This is a genomic window from Luteibacter sp. 1214 (genome assembly GCF_031455395.1).
GTDB lineage: Bacteria > Pseudomonadota > Gammaproteobacteria > Xanthomonadales > Rhodanobacteraceae > Luteibacter > Luteibacter mycovicinus.
In genome coordinates this window covers 618,186-635,103 of sequence record NZ_JAVDSQ010000002.1, presented here as the reverse complement: position 1 = coordinate 635,103, position 16,918 = coordinate 618,186, and the positions used below count along the sequence as shown (strand labels likewise).

The following is a 16,918-nucleotide window of genomic DNA, read 5'->3' as shown; positions in this document are numbered from 1 at the left end:
GTTTCAATTTCGGGATCCCCGGACGTCTTGGGTAGATGCAGACGCCTTACCCCGAGTCGCAAGCGATGCACGACCTCACCCTGGCCTGGGCGACGCCCCGCCAGCGGCAAGGCACGCTGGCCCTGGTGCTGGACCACGCGCGACGCCGTGCTTCCCTGCGACGCAAAGGAGCGGTTCCCGAACGGCGTCTCACTTATCTGCTTCGGTCGCTCGCCGCCTTTCGGCGGCAGACGGCGTGGCTGGACATGGTCGGGCGCTCGCGGGCGATGCGCGCGGCCGCTGAGCTCAATCCGCGGGTCTATGAGCGCTGGCAGCGCCATTACATCTCACGCGACTTCGATCTGGCGACGTGCGCCCGGCTCGTCGAAGCGCATTACCGGTTTGTCGCCCGGAAGTTCCCGGAGCGCCTGCGTGAGCGTCTGATCCGTGGCCACGACGTGCGCCTGGCGACGCTGCCGCTCGGCGGCGGTGAAGTGGCGTATCTGCATGCGCGCGCGCCCGAGCACGAAGCCACGGGCGAACTCGGCCTGTTCCTGCTCAACGGCGACAAAGAGGTGATCTCCTCCTGCGCGATCACGTTCGGCGGCACGGACGGCCTGCTGGTCGGCGCCATGCGCGGGTCGTGGGCCTACCTCGGACGCGGTGCGATTGCGCGGTTCACCCGTGCCACGGGCGGTCTGCGTCCGCGCGACCTGCTGCTCGCGGTGGTTCGCGCGCTGGCGACGTATTTCGGCATCGACCGGGTGCGCGGCGTGTCCCGTGACGCGCATCCGCTGGATCGTCGGGCGGGCGTCACGGCGGCGTCCTATGACCGCTTCTGGCGGCGGCATGGCGGTGTCCCGGGTATCGACGGGTGTTACGAGATTCCGCGCATCGGAGCGAGCAGCGGCCGCGATGAACGCGATACGTTCCGGCGCGAAGCCTGCGAGGTCGCCCTGCGCTCGTTCGCGAAGGCCTAGAAGTCGTACGAACCCGAGAGCAGGACGACGCGCCCCTGCCTTATAGGTACGAAGGTCTCATCGAAATTCACCGCGTACAGCGTACGGGCGAAGAGGTTCTTCACGCCCAGCGTCAGCCGCCAGTTCCTGCCGTACCGCGACACGTTGGTTTCCACGCTGGCCTGGCCGGGAATGCCGAAGTACTGCCCATCGCCGCTGGTCCGCCCGATGCTGCGGCTGCGGGCGAGGATGCCGGCGCCGACGCCCCAGGGTTTGGTGTCGCCGTCGCCGAAACGATAGCTCGCCCATGCGGCGGCCTGATGTCTGGGAGAACCGGTGGGGCGGGTGTCGTCGTTGTTGTGGATACGTGCTTCCGTCACGCTGGCCAGCACATCGAGACCCTCGGCGACACGACCGGAAAACTCCAGCTCCACGCCGCGGTTGGTCTGGCCCGGTCCGGGCGTGGCGAAGAACGGCGGTTCCGGCGATACCAGGTCGACGCTGTGATCGACATGGATGCGATAGACCGCCGCGGTCAGTCGCGCGCGATGGTCGAACAGGTCGAATTTGCCGCCGAGTTCCACCTGGCGGGACGTGGCGACGGGCAACGGCTGGCCGTCCTTGCCCAGCAGCGGGTCCGGCTGGAAACCCGTCGACGAATCGGCGTACAGCGCTATCCCGGGCGTCAGCTTGTAAACGACGCCCAGCTTGGGAATCCAGCGCGCCTTGCGGATCGTGCGGGGAGACCCGTCGGTCCAGTGCGTCTCCAGCTTGTAGGTCGTTCGGCGCAGGGCGGCAAGGACGTTCCAGTCGTCGCCGATCGCGACCTGATCCTGCAGGTAGACGCCGGCATTCGTTTGCCACGAACCGCCGAGCGTCTGCACCGTGGTACTCACCGGCGCGATCAGCGCATTGTATTTGGCGGACATGGTCGCGCCAGTGCGCAGGTCGTACGCCAGCGGACGGGTCGTTACGTAGGCATCGCGATCGGTGACGTCGTCGGTGCCGCTTTCCGTTTCGGTCGTCGTGCCGCTACCGCCGTCGCCGGCGTGGGTGCGGGCGAGATCGACGCCGACCAGAACCGTGTGCGTGACATCGCCGTAGCGGAACGTGCGGGTAAGGTCGTTCTGCCAGGTCCAGTAGGTGCCGGTGTAGCGAAACGAGCGCGCGACGGCCGACAGGACGTTGCTCTGCGTGCCGAAGCCGCTCGACACATACGACCAGCTGTTGCCGTCGCTGCGCTGGCGGACGTATTGGCCCTGGCTGTGGAACGTCCAGTCCTCGAACTCGTGATCGAGCTCGAACACGGCGCGTCCGGTGCGGTAGGTCGAGGTGTCGCCCGGTGTGCCGGGGACGGAGCGATACGGCGACGCGGAGGCCAGCGAGGCGCCGAGCAGGACGGTGTGCTCCGGTCCGGGGACCCGGTTGTCCACGAATTCCAGCCCGCCCATGACACGGGTCCGCTCGCCTTGCCATGCGAGCGACGGCGCGATGTAAGCGCCATGACCGCCACCATCGCCTTCGTCGGTTTTCTCGCCGCGCTGCCCCGCCGCGACAAGGCGGTACGTCACCGAACCGTCCTTCGATGCGGTGCCCGCGAGATCGATACCGAGCCTGCCACCGTCGTACTTGCCCAGTGAATACGTGAGCGTGCGCACCGTCTCGGCCTGTGGCCGCTTCATCACGACGTTGACCGAGCCACCGAAATTATTGTTCTGCGACGCGTCGCCGAGAATGGCTTCGGGGCCGCGCAGTACTTCGACACGTTCGATGCCGATCAGCGGTGGCAGATCCTCGGTGCGAGCGATGCCATTGGGCATGCCATCCGTCATGCCATGGCCGGCATCGAAACCGCGGATGAGAAACAGCGGCGCGCCGCCATAACCGTCGACGTACTGCACACCGGCGACATAGCGCGCGACATCGCCGATATCGACCGCCTGTTGTGACTCGATCACGTCGCGTGTCACCACGGAGATCGACTGCGGCACATCGGTCAGGTGGGCATCGTTGCGCGTGACGCTTCGGGTGGTGTCCGCCTTGAAACCGCCGTCCTGCACCAGACCCTGCACGTCGACCGTCGCCAGCGGTACGACATCCGCCGGATCGAAGGGAGCGGCCGGATCGCCGGGCGCCGGCGTCGCGTTGCCGGGTTTCTGCCGCTGGCGCACGACGACCGTGCGGGCGTCATATGACTCCCGTTCGAGATCCGTGCCCTGCAGCAGTTCATCGAGGGCGGCGTTCGGCGTGAGAACACCCTGCGCACCACCGGATCGCCAGCTTGCGATCGAGCCGGACGCGGTGAGCACCTGCACGTTGGCCTGTTTACCCCAGGCCAGCAGCGCCGTGGCCAGCGGCTGCGGCGCGATGGCGAACGCGACGGGAGCGGAGCTGAAACCATCGGCCGGAACCTCGGCGGCGCAGGCGGCGCCGTGCGCGAGCACTAACGCCAGCGCGCCGGAGATTGCGCGCCGGCGCCCGCGAAGCGAGTACTGCAAGACCTGCGGCCCCAACGGTGGTGTTCAGCGCGGCCTGGCACCCCGCGTCATGGCGGTCTGACGGGTGAGTTCCAGCCGGTCGGTATAGGCATCGACGCGCACCGGAAACACCCGGGGCAGTGCCGCCACCCAGCTGTCGATGGTATCGACCTGCACGGTGCCGGTAAACGTCAGCCTGCCCAGCGCGGGATCGGCGAGGCGGATAGGCCGGCTGCTGTAACGGTTGACGTTGTCGACCACGGACGACAGCGGCTCATTGACGAATTCCAGCCGATGGCCGCGCCACGCGGTAGCCGTGGCCGGATCGACGTCCAGAATGCGCATGGCGTGAGTCTCCGGATCGAATGAGACTTCACGCCCCGCACCGAGTTCAATGGTGCCGTCGTCGCCCTGGGCGCCCGTCGGCGATACCTGCACCCGGCCTTCGGTCACCGCCACGGTGACCCGGTCGCCGGTGCGGCGCACGTTGAACGCCGTGCCGAGGTCGCGAATACGCAGTGGCCCGGCATTGACCACGAACGGACGCTCGGCATGCGCCACCCGGAAGAAGGCCTCGCCCGCATCCAGATCGATCGCCCGCTCGTCGTGGCCATAGCGCGTGGTCACCGAGGTCGCGCCCCCCAGCTCGATGCTGGAGCCATCGGGCAGGTCGATATCGCGATGGCCGGCACGTTCGCTGGCGTACTGGCGAGTCGAAGCCTCATGGGACGGGCGCAGGCCGATGAATGCGCCCGCCCCGAGCAGAGCCAGCGCCGCCACCGCAGCGGCTGCCATCGCGATGCGCGGCCGCCGTGCACGATCCGGCTGGAGCGGGGCCGGGGCGTAACGCTGCACGAAGCGTTCGCGCAGCGACGGGGCCATGGCGCCCGCCGCCTCGGCCAGCGCCGAGGCGCGCTCGAACGCTTCCGCATGGCGCGGATCGGCCTCGAGCCAGTCGCTCCAGTCCAGCAGCGCTTGTTCGGGCAGGTCGGGATCGCGCAGCTGGGCCCACCAGTCCGCGGCGGTGTGTTCGACAGGGCGATCGATGCTAACGGGGGTCAGGGTCACGAGGGGTTCTCCGCGCGGTCGCGGCGTTCTCGGCAATGCGCCAGGGCATTGCCGACGTGGTAGCGCACCATGCGCTCGCTGAGCTTCATGTCCTTCGCGATGGAGGCGAAGTCGCGTCCGTCGATCACGTGCATAACGAAGGCGCGGCTGGTCTTGGGTGGCAACTCGTCCAGGGCCTGACGCAGGTCGCGCCATTGCTCGTGGGCCGACGCGTGTTGTTCGGGAATCGGCGTGACATGCCAGTCGTCGGCATCGGGATCGACCGGGGCCAGGGCGCGTACGTTCCGCATCCGCAGCTTGTCCACGGCCAGATTGGAGGCCGCACGGAACAGAAACGCACGCGGCGAATCGATCTTCGTCGCGTCGTCCAGCGCAAGCAGTTTCAGATAGACCTCCTGGGCCACCTCCTGGGCGTCGGCAAGCGAATTCAGCCGTGCCCGCAGGAAGGCGACAAGAGCCGAGTTGTGCTCACGGAACAGGGCGACCACCTGGGCGGCGCGCTTGCCCCCCGGTGAGGCGCCTGCCTCGGAAGAGTCCATGGTGTGTCTGACCGCGTTCATGGGGCTGGGTATCAATGGTCGCACGGTGGGAAATCGGCGCCCGTACGGGCAGGGACGAACGCCGATTTCCGCACCGGCGAACACCCTAGACGTGCCAGCTCCGGAAAATTGAAATGGGCCCTTTCACATCCGCATCGGCCGATACCGGTCAAGGCGTGGTGGACCGTGCCGATAAAGAGCCTATCCCTCACGATGCAAGCGGACTGCGTCTCCATCCGGTCCCCAGCCATGACGTCGTTCAACCGTTTTCGTATCGCCACCCGGCTTGCCGTCCTGGGTGCCATTCTCCTTGCCGCGACGGTCATCGTCGGCATCGGTGGCTGGCGGGGCCTTGCCCGTATGCACGAGGTCCAGGTGGCGTCGGCCCGCACGGCGCTGGCCTATTCCACCGCGGCGGATACCGCTCGCGTGGCCCAGGTCGACTTCAAGAAGCAGGTCCAGGAATGGAAGGACCTGTTGCTTCGCGGTGCCGATCCCGCCGCCTTTCAGAAGTACCGCGCGGCGTTCGGCACGCAGGCGGACGCCGTGAAGGCGGACCTGGAGCGGCTGCGTGCGCAGCTGGCCGGCGTGGGGTCGTCCGTGGCCGAAATCGACGCCATCGAAGCGACGCACGCTACCCTGCGCGAGAAATACCTTGCCGCGCTTGCCCAGTACGCGGCGTCCAATCCGGGAAGTGCGCACGTGGTCGATGGCCTGGTGAAGGGAATCGATCGCGCTCCGACGGCCGCGATCGATGACATCGTGGCCCGGGTGCAGAAGGAGTCAGCGACGACCTCGGCTCGTCTGGAGGACGAAAGCGCCGCGGCCTTCCGCGCCGCCCTGATTCTGCTCGGTGCGGTCGTGCTGGGCGCGGTCGCGCTCTGTGTGGTGATCACCGTGCTGCTCGCGCAGAGCATTACGCGGCCGATCGGTCGGGCCGTCTCCGTCGCGGAAGCCGTGGCCGAAGGCGATCTTTCGACTGACATCCTCGTCCACGGCCGTGACGAGACGGCGCAGTTGCTGGGCGCGCTGGCCCGCATGAACCGACAGCTGCGCCAGGTCGTGACGACGATCCGCCAGGGGGCGGAAGAAATTTCGCAGTCGACCGGTGAGATTGCCGAAGGCAACCTGGACCTCTCGTCGCGCACGAGCGAGCAGGCCGCCGCGCTCGAAGAGACGGCCTCGTCCATGCAGGAATTCACGAGCAGCGTGAACGGCAATGCCGCGAACGCCCGCGAGGCGCGCGGCATCGCTGAAGCATCGTTGCTCGGCGCGCAGGAAGGCGAGGTCGCCATGCGCGACGCGGTCGACGCAATGGATCGCATCGCCGACGTGTCCGGCCGGATCGCCGACATCACCGCCGTCATCGACCGGATTGCCTCGCAGACCCACATCCTCGCACTCAACGCGGCCGTGGAAGCGGCACGTGCCGGTGAGGCGGGACGCGGTTTTCATATCGTCGCGGCGGAAGTACGCACGCTGGCGGGTCACTCGAAGCAGGCGGCCAACGAGATCCGCCTCCTGGTGGACGAATCGGTCGAGACGATCGCCGACGGCGCCCGCCGCATCGGCAGCGCAGGCAGCGCCATGACCGAACTCTCCAGCGGCGTCGAGCGCATGACTCATTCCGTGCGTTCCATCGCCAGGGTCAGTGACGCCCAGGCAGCGGGCATCCTTCAGGTGAACGAGGCCGTGCGTCAGATCGACGAGGTCACCCAGAGCAATTCGGCCCTGGTGGAAGAGGCCGCGGCGGCGGCCGACGCCGTGAAGCAACGGGCGCGCGAACTGGTCGACAGCGTGGCCTTCTTTCAGCTCGACGCCGCCTGATAAGGCGTCTGTAAGCGTCTGTCACAAGAGGTCGGCTAGGATGGCGCGACCTCAGCCGCCGTCCCATGTCCGCACTTGAACGACGAACGATCCTCCCGACGTGAATTTTACGGGTTCATGCTCATCGCCCTGGCGGTGCTGGCGGCGGGAATAGGACTGCGCGACCCGTGGCCGCCTGACGAACCCCGCTTTGCTCTCGTGGCGCGGCAAATGCTCGAATCCGGCCAGTGGCTGTTTCCCCATCGTGGGATGGAGCTCTACTCGGACAAGCCGCCGATGCTCATGTGGACCGAGGCGGCGTGGATGTGGCTCACCGGTGGCTGGCGTGGCGCCTTCCTGCTGACCTCGCTGTTATCGGGCCTGGGCACGCTGGCGCTGGTCTGGCACGCCGGGCGCCGTCTCTGGGACGCTCGCACCGGTCTGTACGCGGCGATCGTCGTGCTGTCGACGATGCAGTTCATCGACGTGATCCGGCATGCGCAGATCGATCCGCTCTCGCTGTTCTGGATCACGCTGGGCAACGTCGGCATCCTGATCCATTGCCTGCGTGGTCCGAGCTGGCGCATGTACTGGCTCGGGTGCTTCGCGGCGGGGCTCGGGGTGATCACCAAGGGCGTCGGTATCGTCGCGCTGCTGATGTTGATTCCTTACGGCGTCATGCGTTTCCGGCAATGGCCGGGCGTCACGCGCACGCAGGGCGACGGCTGGCGCTGGGCCGGCGGTGCGCTGGCTTTCCTGATCGCCGTGTCGCTCTGGCTCGCGCCGATGCTGATCGCCGCGTACGGGCTGCGCACGCCGGAATACCTCGCCTACGTGCAGGACATCCTGTTCCGCCAGACGGCGGAGCGCTACGCCAACTCCTGGCAGCACGCGGAATACCCGTGGTTCTTCCTTGGCGTCATCCTGCAGGAATGGGTGCCGGTATGGCTGCTGATTCCCCTGATGGTGCCGCGCTGGCGCGAGGCGTTGCGCCTGCGCGAGCCGCGCGTCTGGATGCCGCTGGTGTCGTTCCTGCTCATCCTGGTGTTCTTTTCGATTCCCCGGGGCAAGCGGGCGATCTACATCCTGCCGGCCTTGCCCATGCTGGCGCTGGCGATCGCGCCTTACCTCGGCGAGTTGCTGAAGGCACGCTGGTTGCAGCGGTTCTGTCTGGCACTCACCGCGATCTGCGGCGCCGTATTTGGCGGCGTCGGACTATGGGCGCTGCTGAAGCATCCACGAGCGGCGCAGAAGATGGCCGCCCGCTACGAGCTGACCGACGGCGGCCATACGTTGTGGCTCGCGCTGGTGGTGATCGGTGTGCTGTTCCTCGTCTGCGCGGCGCTCTGGCGGACGCGACGCGGTGTCATTGCGTTGCTGGTGGGCATGGCGGCGGGCTGGATCGTCTGGCCGGTGATGACCTACCCGGCGTTGAATGCCAATGAATCGGCGCGACAGGTGATGATGCGCGCCGACCAGCTGATCGGCGCCGACGGACAGCTTGGCCTGGTGTTGTGGCGCGAGGAAAACCTGTTGCAGGCCGTGCGGCCGGTGAAGGAATTCGGCTTCAGCAGGAGCGGTCCGGAGCAACTGGCCGATGGGCGTGCCTGGCAGAGGGAAGATCCTGCGCATCGCTGGCTTCTGGTGACCGGGCAGGCGCTGGACGATTGCGTCGTGAAGGAGCGCGTGCTGTTCGTCGGGCTCGCCAACGGGCTACGGTATTCCTTGCTGCCTTCGGCGGCTTCGAAAGCGGCATGCTTGCCGTCAGGGCTCGTGACCGATCGCTAGAAGCTTTCGCCAGCAGGGCTGGCTCCTACAGGGCTACGGCACCCACCAAATGCCGCGCTCTGGCAGGAGCCAGCCCTGCTGGCGATGCAATCTTGCCGGGCCTCAAAGCGCCGGCGCCTCGGCCTTCGTCCGCCTGAGCATCCGCTCGTACTTCTTGTTGGTCCGCGATGCGTTGTGCGCCCGATTCATCGAGCAGTGCGGAATGATGTTCTTCTCGCCGAAGCCATCGATCATCACCAGCCTCGGCCCACCGCGGGAATCCTCGCCGTACACCACGTTCCAGGCATGCAGGTCGGCCGCGATCACGTTATGGCTGAGCAGCCGCGCATGGAAACTTTCCAGCTCCGTCTGCGTTACGGCGGTGAACCCCTCGGCCTTGACCCAGTCGTGGAGGGTAGGCGCCAGACCACCGTCGGGCCGGCGCACCTTCTCCACGATCTGCCCCAGCCCGATGTCCGTCATCTCCAGGCCGACGACCCGGGCGATGGGCACGTCGTCATAGCCGCCGGTATAGATGCTGCTGACGTATTCGCGAAACTCGCGCACGAAGTCCTTGTAGGGGCCGCTGCGGGCCATGCGGCGATACCACGGGGCGGCGTTCCAGCGCGCTTCGATCGATTCGCTGGCGATGACCTTGATCAGCAGGTCGGGCTCGTCGGGATGCTGGTACACCTCGCGGACATGCCCGGTGGCGATCGGCTTGGCTTCGGCCAGTCTGAACATCGTGGATCCTCATGCGGCGGCATGAAAGCCGGCTGTAAGTCGTTCGTGGGGCGCACAGTGTAAAGTCATGCGCCTGTAACTGGCGTTTTTCCACGCGTGGCGGCCCGCCACGCCCCGGTCCGGACTTCCATCGTGCGCAAGCTTACCTGGCGTTTCATCGTCGCCGTCCTCGTCTTCCTGACGCTTTCGCGCGTCGGCCTGTCCGTCTGGCAGTGGACCCGCGTCCACGATGCGGGCGGCCTCTGGCCGATCCTGCTCGGTGGCTGGCGCATCGACCTCTCGCTGCTGGCCATGGTGGTTGCGCTTCCCGCGCTGTTCTCGCCGTGGCTGGGCCACCGCCGCTTGCCCACCCGGATCGCGGCGTGGTGGTTGCGCTTTTGGTGGCTGCTCTACGTGCTGCTCGAAGTATCGACGCCGCAGTTCATCGCCGAATACGACACGCGTCCGAACCGTCTCTACTTCGAATACCTGACCAGCCCCCGAGAAGTCGCCTCCATGCTGTGGCAGGGCTACAAGCTCTCGGTCGGCGCGGGCCTCATCGTCTTCGCGCTGATCGCCTGGCTGGGTTTCCGTCTGCTGCCGACCCGCCAGCCGGATCGTGCGCCGCTACGCGGCTGGTTGCGCCCGGTGGTTACGGTGCTGGCCTTCGCCGTGCTGTTCCTGGCCGGCCGCGGCACGTTGCAGCATCGTCCGCTGAATGCCTCGCAGGTCGCCTTCACCAACGACGCGATGGTCAACACGCTGCCGCTGAACTCGCTCTACAACGTGCTCAACGCCGCGCTGGCGCTGGGTAACGAGCGGTCGGCCTCCGCCGTCTACGGCAAGATGCCGGAAGACGAAATGAACCGCATCGTGCGCCAGACCGCCGGTTTCGACGGCGCGCCGATCGACCCGCAATACCCGAGCCTGCATCGGCAGGAGCCGACGCGTCAGGGTGACAAACCGCTCAACCTCGTGATCATCCTCGAGGAGAGCCTGGGTGCGCAGTTCGTCGGCAGCCTCGGCGGCGCCGGTTACACCCCTGAGCTGGACAAGCTCTCCAATGAAGGCTGGTGGCTCGAGCGCACGTACGCCACGGGCACGCGCAGCGCGCGCGGCCTCGAGGCGACGACCACCGGTTTCCTGCCGACCCCTGCCGAGGCCGTCCTGAAGCTTCCGCGCAGCCAGCGCGACTTCTTCACCCTGGGTGCGCTGCTCGACACGTTCGGTTACCACACGCGCTTCCTCTACGGCGGCGAAGCTCACTTCGACAACATGCGCTCGTTCTTCTATGGCAACGGCTTCAATGAAGTCGTCGACCGTGCGACGTTCAAGACCAGTCCGCAGTTCGTGGGTTCGTGGGGCGCGTCGGACGAGGACATGTTCAACGAACTGCATCGGCGTCTGCTCGACGACGGTGACAAGTCCACGTTGACCGTCGCATTCTCCGTGTCCAATCACACGCCGTGGGAGTACCCGGCCGGCCGTATCAAGGCCGAAGGCGATCCGGCAAGCAACGCCAACGCGGTGCGCTACGCGGACTGGTCGATCGGTCGTTTCTTCGAGCGTGCGAAGCAGTCGCCGTACTGGAATCACACAGTGTTCCTGATCGTTGCCGATCACGACGCACGCGTGTTCGGCGCGAGCCTGGTGCCGGTGCGTCACTTCCACATTCCGGCACTGATCCTCGGCGCGGGCGTGCCGGTGAAGAAGGACGATCACATCGTCAGCCAGGTCGACCTCGCGCCGACGCTGCTCTCGCTGATCGGCATTCGCAGCGAGCATCCGATGCTCGGCGCGGACCTGACCCAGCGCTATCCGGACCGCGCGATCATGCAGTACGGCGACAACTACGGTTATCTCAAGGGCGACCAGCTGATCGTTCTGCGCCCGAATCAGGCGCCGACGCAGTACCACTACCTGCTCGATCACGAGTATTCCGCCAATGGCGAAAAGCTCGTCCCCGTCGCGGTGGATCCGTCACTGGAAAAGACCGCGCTGGCGCATGCGTTGTGGCCGAGCTGGGCGTACAGCAAGCAGCGCTACCGCCTGCCGCCGAAAGCCGATACCGAGAAATAACCGGCTAAGCGGCTTATAAGCCATGCGGGGGCCGCCGATGCGGCGATAGCCAGTACGTCACGTGCTGGTTATTGCCGCCGACGCAGCGCCTCGGGACGATTGGCCGGCATACGGACCTGTTGACGGGACAGGCGCGTTTTTGCTGTACTACATGCACTAGTACACATGGTGCACTCCGATGGCTCGTACCCAGGCCCTTCCCATCCAGATCGCCACGGGCGATTCCCGTCCGATCGGCAAGCAGATCGTCGACGCCGTGCGCTTACGCATCGCCACGGGAGAACTGCAGCCCGGGGCGCAGTTGCCGAGCGTGCGCGGTCTGGCCCAGCAGCTGACCGTCAACCCGAACACGGTGGCCAAAGCCTATGCCGAACTGACGGCGGAAGGCTGGCTGGAGTCGCGACAAGGCCTCGGCCTCTACGTCGCGCCACCTCGCCAGCGGCTGAGCGAGGACGAGCGCGACCGGCGCATGGACGAAGCGATCCAGACCTTCGTGCATGAAGTGGCGGCGCTGGACTATCCGCCTGAGCGCGCCATGGGCCGCCTGGACAAGGCGCTGGCCGTGCTGACCCGGAAGTCGGCCTGATGTATTTCCAGGGCAGCGACATGCATCGCGCGAACGACTACGTCGTCGAAACACGGGCGCTGAGCAAGCGTTACGGTGGCAAGGTCGCCATCGACCAGCTCGATCTCGCCATCGCGCCGGGCAGTATCCACGCCATCGTCGGTGCGAACGGCGCGGGCAAGTCCACGCTGTTCCGCATCCTGCTCGGCTTCCTGCCGGCCACCTCGGGCGATGCGTGGATCCTCGGTCGCGACTGTCGCGACCTGCGCCCGGAAGACCGGCAGCGGATCGGCTTCGTCAACGAGGAGCACACCCTGCCCGGATGGATGACCGTAGCTGCCGTCACCGCGATGCAGCGGCGCCAGTACGCGGCCTGGAGCCAGCCGGCGTTCGACGAGGTCATCGGCCATTATCACGTACGCCCCACGCAGAAGGTCTCGCAGCTGTCGCGCGGCGAGCGGGCCGGATTCAATCTCGCGCTGAGTCTGGCCCAGCGTCCGGCGTTGCTCGTGCTCGACGAGCCCACCCTGGGTCTCGACGTGGTGGCCAAACGCGCGTTCCTGGAGACGCTGCTGCATTCCAACGCGGTCGAGGGCTGCACGGTGATCTACTGCTCGCACCAGATGGAGGAGATCGAGCGCGTGGCCGACAACCTCATCATCATGGAGCGCGGCGCGCTGAGGAATGTCTCGCCTCCCGACGAGTTCCGCGCACGTGTCGCGCACTGGGTGGCCGACATCCCGTTCCGCGGGCCCGACCCGCGGGTCGTTCCCGGGTTGCTCGACGCGCAGCGCATCGACGGCATCGAGCATTACCTCGTGCTCGACCAGGGCGACGGCTTCGCCGATTTTCTGCGCGCCAGCGGCGCACGCGATATCCATCGCCTGCCGGTCAGCCTTGACCGCGCGGTGAACGGCTTCCTCTCCAAACACCACGCCGTGCCGACCGCGGCGTGACCGCCACGCGTCGCACAGGGAGAACGATCATGCGCGACCTGTTCAAGGCCGAATGGCTGCGTTACCGCCTCTGGGTACTGCTTTACGCCACCGCTCATCTGCTGGCCCTGGCATTCTTCATGCGTCTGGTCGATATGGGCCAGCAGCCGATCCACGTCTTTCGCATCATCGGCGCCTGCTACGTGCTTACCGGTATCCTGCTCGGGCTGCATCAGTACGGCACATGGCGGCGGCCCAATCAGTGGCTGAACCTGCTGCACCGCCCGCTCGCGCCCCGTCGTATCGCCGCCGCGCTGATCGGGGCGGGACTCGCGGCGATCGCCTGCGCTGTCGTGTTGCCGGTCGTCATCGCACTGGCATGGCAGGCACGCGGCACGGGCCACGTGGTGGACCTGCGTCACCTGATCGTACCGGTCGCCGCCGGGTTGGTCGGTTGCGCCGGCTACTTCGCTGGCGCGTACGGCGTGCTCGCGGACAGGCGCTATTCGTCGTGCGCGCTGGTCTTCCTGTTCTGGCTGTTCGTCGCGCAGGCCAGCGGCCCGCCGCTGCTCGCTGTCCAGGGTCTGGCCTGCGTCTGGTTGCTGGCGCTTCTGCTGGTCGCGTTCCGACCGGATCTTGGCGCGGCGCCGCGCTCGCTGCCGGCCATCGTCCTGACCGCCGTTCCCGTGCAGATCGCCGCCTACCTGTTGCTGAATCTGCTGGGCTTCATGGGCGAGCTCGCGTGGATCATGCAAGGCACCCACCCGGTGAACATGGTGACGCCCCCACACGGAGGCTTCGTCGAAACCGAACGCATGACCGGCCGCGAACGCATGCTGGCGGGCCTCCACGATGCGAGTAGCGGACAGGCGCCGATCTGGCGTGAGCAGGTGTCGCTGTCCGACGTGCACGAGATCGAGCGGCAGCTGCCGGATGTCACGCCGTGGCAGGAGATGAGCAACACCGCGCCAACCGCGTTCGATGACGCCGACACGCGCATTCGCTGGACTTTCAGCCACGACCGCATGCGTTTCGAAGGCATGCGGCTCACGGATGGCCGGCGCGCGGGCGAACTCGGTGTGGGTGCCGGCAACGCGGCGTTCCCCGCCATCGCGACACCTGCCGGCATCCTGCCCGGCATAGGTAAGGGCGATGTGGCACTGATAGCCGGGCAGACGTTGTATCAGTACGTCGCGAGCGTGGGACGCATCGTGCCGCGTCTGGTCGTCGGCAAAGGCGAGCGGCTGCTCGGTACGCAGCCGGTGGGCGGAAGCCTGGTGATCCTCAGCGACCGTGCGCTCTATGTGTTCGACGGAAGGCATCTGCTCGACGCGCCGGTCCCGCCGGCGGCGCGACAACGCGTGGCGATACCGGGACTGCCCGGCGACCAGACGCGCGCCGAGATGGTCGAGCTGGTCGACGGCTATCTGGTCTCGTTCACCTTCAGCCGCCGTCCTTTCGACATGCTCGGAGCGCCGCCGTACCAGACGGTGCTGTGGGTCGACGATCAGGGCGACGTGGTTCCGGTGGCGACACGCGCGCTGGATCCGGATTTCCCCGTGTTCTATCGGTATCGCAGCTGGTGGTTCTCGCCGGTCCTCTACACCTTGCGCGATCGGGCGACCGGCCTGTTCGCCACGCCGTCGCCGTATCGCGAGTACGCGACGCCTCCCGTGCCCGCATCGATGCGCTGGCTCGCCGCGGTGTTGTCGCTCTTCGCGGCGTCGATCGGGGCGTGGGTCGCATGGCGTCGCAGCCTGTCTCTCGGCAGTCGCCTGGCCTGGACGGCGACCTGTGCGCTGGTCGGGCTGCCCGCGGTCGCCAGTCTGGCGTTGATCGTGCCGCGCGCCGAGCGCGCGGTTCGCCCGTTGGCGACTCCCGCCACCGTCTGATCCGTTACTAGGAGACCGTAATGAATTCGTGCCGGCTATGGTTCGGGGCGCTCATGGCGCTCGCCCTCGCGATGCCCGTGCTGGCGGGTGACGGCGCCTTCGCCGACGCGCTGCGACGCGAGCGCTCGCGACCGGCGTCGCCTCGCTTCGAGCGGGCGGCGTTTCTGGTTCGGCCGTCCGTAACGGCGGTGTCCCTCTCCCCGGACGGCCGGCAAATGGCGTGGCTGCGCGGACCGGAGGACGGACGCTCGCTGTGGCTGGCCCCGACCGACGCCGGCGAGGCGCGCCAGGTCCTGGCCGGCAGCGACGCGACGGATCTGCTCTGGTCGCACGACGGGCGCTGGCTGCTGCTGGTGTCGCCTCGACATCTCTTCGCGCTGGCCGCGGCGGGGCAGGCGGGAACGCGCACCCTCATCGAACTCGGCGGCCCGGGTGGGCGTGAGGTGATGGAGGTGGACGCAACGTCGCCCGCCGCGGTCATCGTTCGCGAGCGCGTCCTGGACGCCGACGGTGCGCCCGGTGGCTGGCGCCTCTCCCGCGTGCGGGTCGATGGTCAGCAAGAGTGGCTGGCCGACGCGGTGGGCAGGATCACGGGCTATGCATTAGCGGACGATGGCCGCCTCGGCTGGCTGCAGCAGGTCGATGGCGCCGATGTCGACACGTTGCGCATCGATCACGACGGACACCGGGAGCGCGTGCTCCGGTGCGAGGCGATGTGGCGTTGCGCCCTGTGGCCGGTGCTGGATGCCGATGCGCGTCCCCTTTTCATGAGCGACATCGGCGGCAGCCTCCGTCGCCTGCAGCGACTCGAGCCGGACGGTTCGATGCGGCCGCTTGCCGGCGACCCCGCGCAGGTGGCCGATGTCGACGAGGCGACCGCGGACCCTGCCACCGGGCGCCCGACGATACTCGCGTATCGCGGCATCGCATGGGCGGCGCAGGGGCTCGATCCCGCGACGCAGGCGCGCGTCGACCGGATCCGCGCACGGTTTCCGGGCAAGGCGCTGCGCTTCCAGCCGGGCGCGCATCGCTGGCTCGTCGTCGAGCGGGGTGGAGCGCAGCAGGATGCGCGGTACCACCTCTTCGATCCCGCGCACGACCGCTTTACCGAAGTGCTCACGACGCCACCGCTGCGTGGCCGCGACGGCGGCGTGGCGTCATGGCTGCCCGATGCGTCGATGGCGACGCAGCTGCCGTTCGACTGGACGGCGTCGGACGGGATGCGCCTGCATGGTTTCGTCCGCGTGCCGCCCGGTGCCGACCCGGCGACATTGCCACTGGTCGCCCTGGTCCATGGCGGTCCGTGGGGCAATGTCGCCGCCGACGAATTCGGCACGGGGGTCTCGCAGTTTCTGGTGAATCGCGGCTATGCGGTGTTCGAGCCCAACTTTCGTGGGTCCACCGGTTTCGGCCGCGACTATATGCTCGCCGCGCAGGGCGACTTCGGTAACGGGCGCGTGCAACGCGACATCGTCGAGGGCGTCCGCGCACTGCTCGCTGCGGGAGTCGGTGATCCACGCCGGGTGGGTATCGTAGGCGCGTCGTTCGGTGGCTATTCGGCGTTGCTTGGCGTGACGTGGCAGCCCGAACTGTTCCGGGTGGGTGTGGCGCTCGTGCCGCCATCGGACTTTGCCTGGGACATCGCCTGGATCACGCGTTCGACGGAGGCCAACTCGCTCTCGTCGCCGCTGCCGTTCGAACTCTGGATGACGCAGGTTGGCCTGGGTGACAGGGGCACGCTGCAACGCATGCACGACGAGTCGCCGCTGGCCAACGCGACGCGTATGCGACGCCCTCTGACGATCATCGCCGGCGGCGACGATCAGCGCGTGGCCTTGCGCGGTGTACTCGGTTATGCGGCGCAGCTGAAACACCTGGATCGTGACGTGACATTGCTGGTCGATCCGGCCGCGGGACACAGCAACGAGCGGCCACTGGCACGGGAAGCAAGCCTGTACCTCATCGCCGATGCCCTGCACCGCCATCTCGGCGGCATGGCCGAAACACCGCCGGACCCTGCCATGCGCGACTATCTCGCGGCCAATCTGCGACTCTCCGGCGATGCCCTTACCACGGCGTCATCCGCCAGCCCCGCGACATCGCCTGCAGACGCGCGCTGAAGGCGAATT

General features: G+C 67.4%; 12 protein-coding genes. 8 read left to right on the top strand and 4 right to left on the bottom strand.

Annotation, left to right across the window (positions count from 1 at the left end; all coding sequences use genetic code 11):
- Nucleotides 1-35: 35 nt before the first annotated feature.
- Nucleotides 36-959, top strand: a complete 924-nt coding sequence (locus tag J2X57_RS07435) for a DUF535 family protein (protein WP_308846363.1) — start codon at nucleotides 36-38, stop codon at nucleotides 957-959.
- On the opposite strand, the gene J2X57_RS07430 is transcribed toward J2X57_RS07435, so the two are convergent.
- The 3 genes from J2X57_RS07430 to J2X57_RS07420 are packed head-to-tail and all read right to left on the bottom strand — an operon-like array spanning nucleotide 956 to nucleotide 5,022.
- A complete protein-coding gene (locus tag J2X57_RS07430; protein WP_308846364.1) occupies nucleotides 956-3,436 on the bottom strand; it encodes a TonB-dependent receptor in 2,481 nt (826 codons plus the stop codon). The two genes, J2X57_RS07435 and J2X57_RS07430, sit on opposite strands and share 4 nt — an antisense overlap.
- Nucleotides 3,437-3,460: 24 nt before the next feature.
- Nucleotides 3,461-4,483 carry a FecR domain-containing protein gene (locus tag J2X57_RS07425; protein ID WP_309865357.1) on the bottom strand — a complete coding sequence of 341 codons (1,023 nt, stop codon included), beginning with the start codon at nucleotides 4,481-4,483 and terminating at the stop codon, nucleotides 3,461-3,463.
- A complete protein-coding gene (locus J2X57_RS07420; RefSeq protein ID WP_090353903.1) occupies nucleotides 4,480-5,022 on the bottom strand; it encodes a sigma-70 family RNA polymerase sigma factor in 543 nt (180 codons plus the stop codon). The genes J2X57_RS07425 and J2X57_RS07420 overlap by 4 nt, the downstream gene beginning before the upstream one ends.
- Before the next feature lie 249 nt (nucleotides 5,023-5,271).
- Here J2X57_RS07420 and J2X57_RS07415 point away from each other — a divergent pair, with 249 nt between their 5' ends.
- Complete coding sequence (locus tag J2X57_RS07415; RefSeq protein WP_309865354.1) at nucleotides 5,272-6,849, top strand: methyl-accepting chemotaxis protein; 1,578 nt, start codon at nucleotides 5,272-5,274, stop codon at nucleotides 6,847-6,849.
- A 117-nt stretch (nucleotides 6,850-6,966) separates the two neighbouring features.
- Nucleotides 6,967-8,616: a glycosyltransferase family 39 protein gene (locus tag J2X57_RS07410; RefSeq protein WP_309865351.1), complete on the top strand. Its 1,650-nt coding sequence runs from the start codon at nucleotides 6,967-6,969 to the stop codon at nucleotides 8,614-8,616.
- 102 nt (nucleotides 8,617-8,718) lie between these two features.
- Here the strand turns inward: J2X57_RS07410 and J2X57_RS07405 are convergent, their stop codons facing one another.
- Entirely contained in the window at nucleotides 8,719-9,339 is a 621-nt protein-coding gene (locus J2X57_RS07405) for a YrbL family protein (protein ID WP_309865348.1), read from the bottom strand.
- A 132-nt stretch (nucleotides 9,340-9,471) separates the two neighbouring features.
- Between J2X57_RS07405 and J2X57_RS07400 the strand changes: the two genes are divergently transcribed.
- The 5 genes from J2X57_RS07400 to J2X57_RS07380 all read left to right on the top strand — a co-directional run bounded on the left by J2X57_RS07400 (nucleotide 9,472) and on the right by J2X57_RS07380 (nucleotide 16,909).
- A complete protein-coding gene (locus J2X57_RS07400) occupies nucleotides 9,472-11,397 on the top strand; it encodes an LTA synthase family protein (protein ID WP_309865346.1) in 1,926 nt (641 codons plus the stop codon).
- Between the two features lie 178 nt (nucleotides 11,398-11,575).
- On the top strand, nucleotides 11,576-11,983 hold the full coding sequence (locus J2X57_RS07395; protein ID WP_036109366.1) for a GntR family transcriptional regulator: 408 nt from the start codon (nucleotides 11,576-11,578) through the stop codon (nucleotides 11,981-11,983).
- Nucleotides 11,983-12,918, top strand: a complete 936-nt coding sequence (locus J2X57_RS07390) for an ABC transporter ATP-binding protein (RefSeq protein ID WP_255363999.1) — start codon at nucleotides 11,983-11,985, stop codon at nucleotides 12,916-12,918. Before J2X57_RS07395 ends, J2X57_RS07390 begins: the two co-directional genes overlap by 1 nt.
- Nucleotides 12,919-12,947: 29 nt before the next feature.
- A complete protein-coding gene (locus J2X57_RS07385; RefSeq protein WP_309865341.1) occupies nucleotides 12,948-14,789 on the top strand; it encodes a hypothetical protein in 1,842 nt (613 codons plus the stop codon).
- Between the two features lie 20 nt (nucleotides 14,790-14,809).
- Nucleotides 14,810-16,909, top strand: a complete 2,100-nt coding sequence (locus J2X57_RS07380) for a prolyl oligopeptidase family serine peptidase (protein WP_309865338.1) — start codon at nucleotides 14,810-14,812, stop codon at nucleotides 16,907-16,909.
- Nucleotides 16,910-16,918 lie beyond the last annotated feature (9 nt).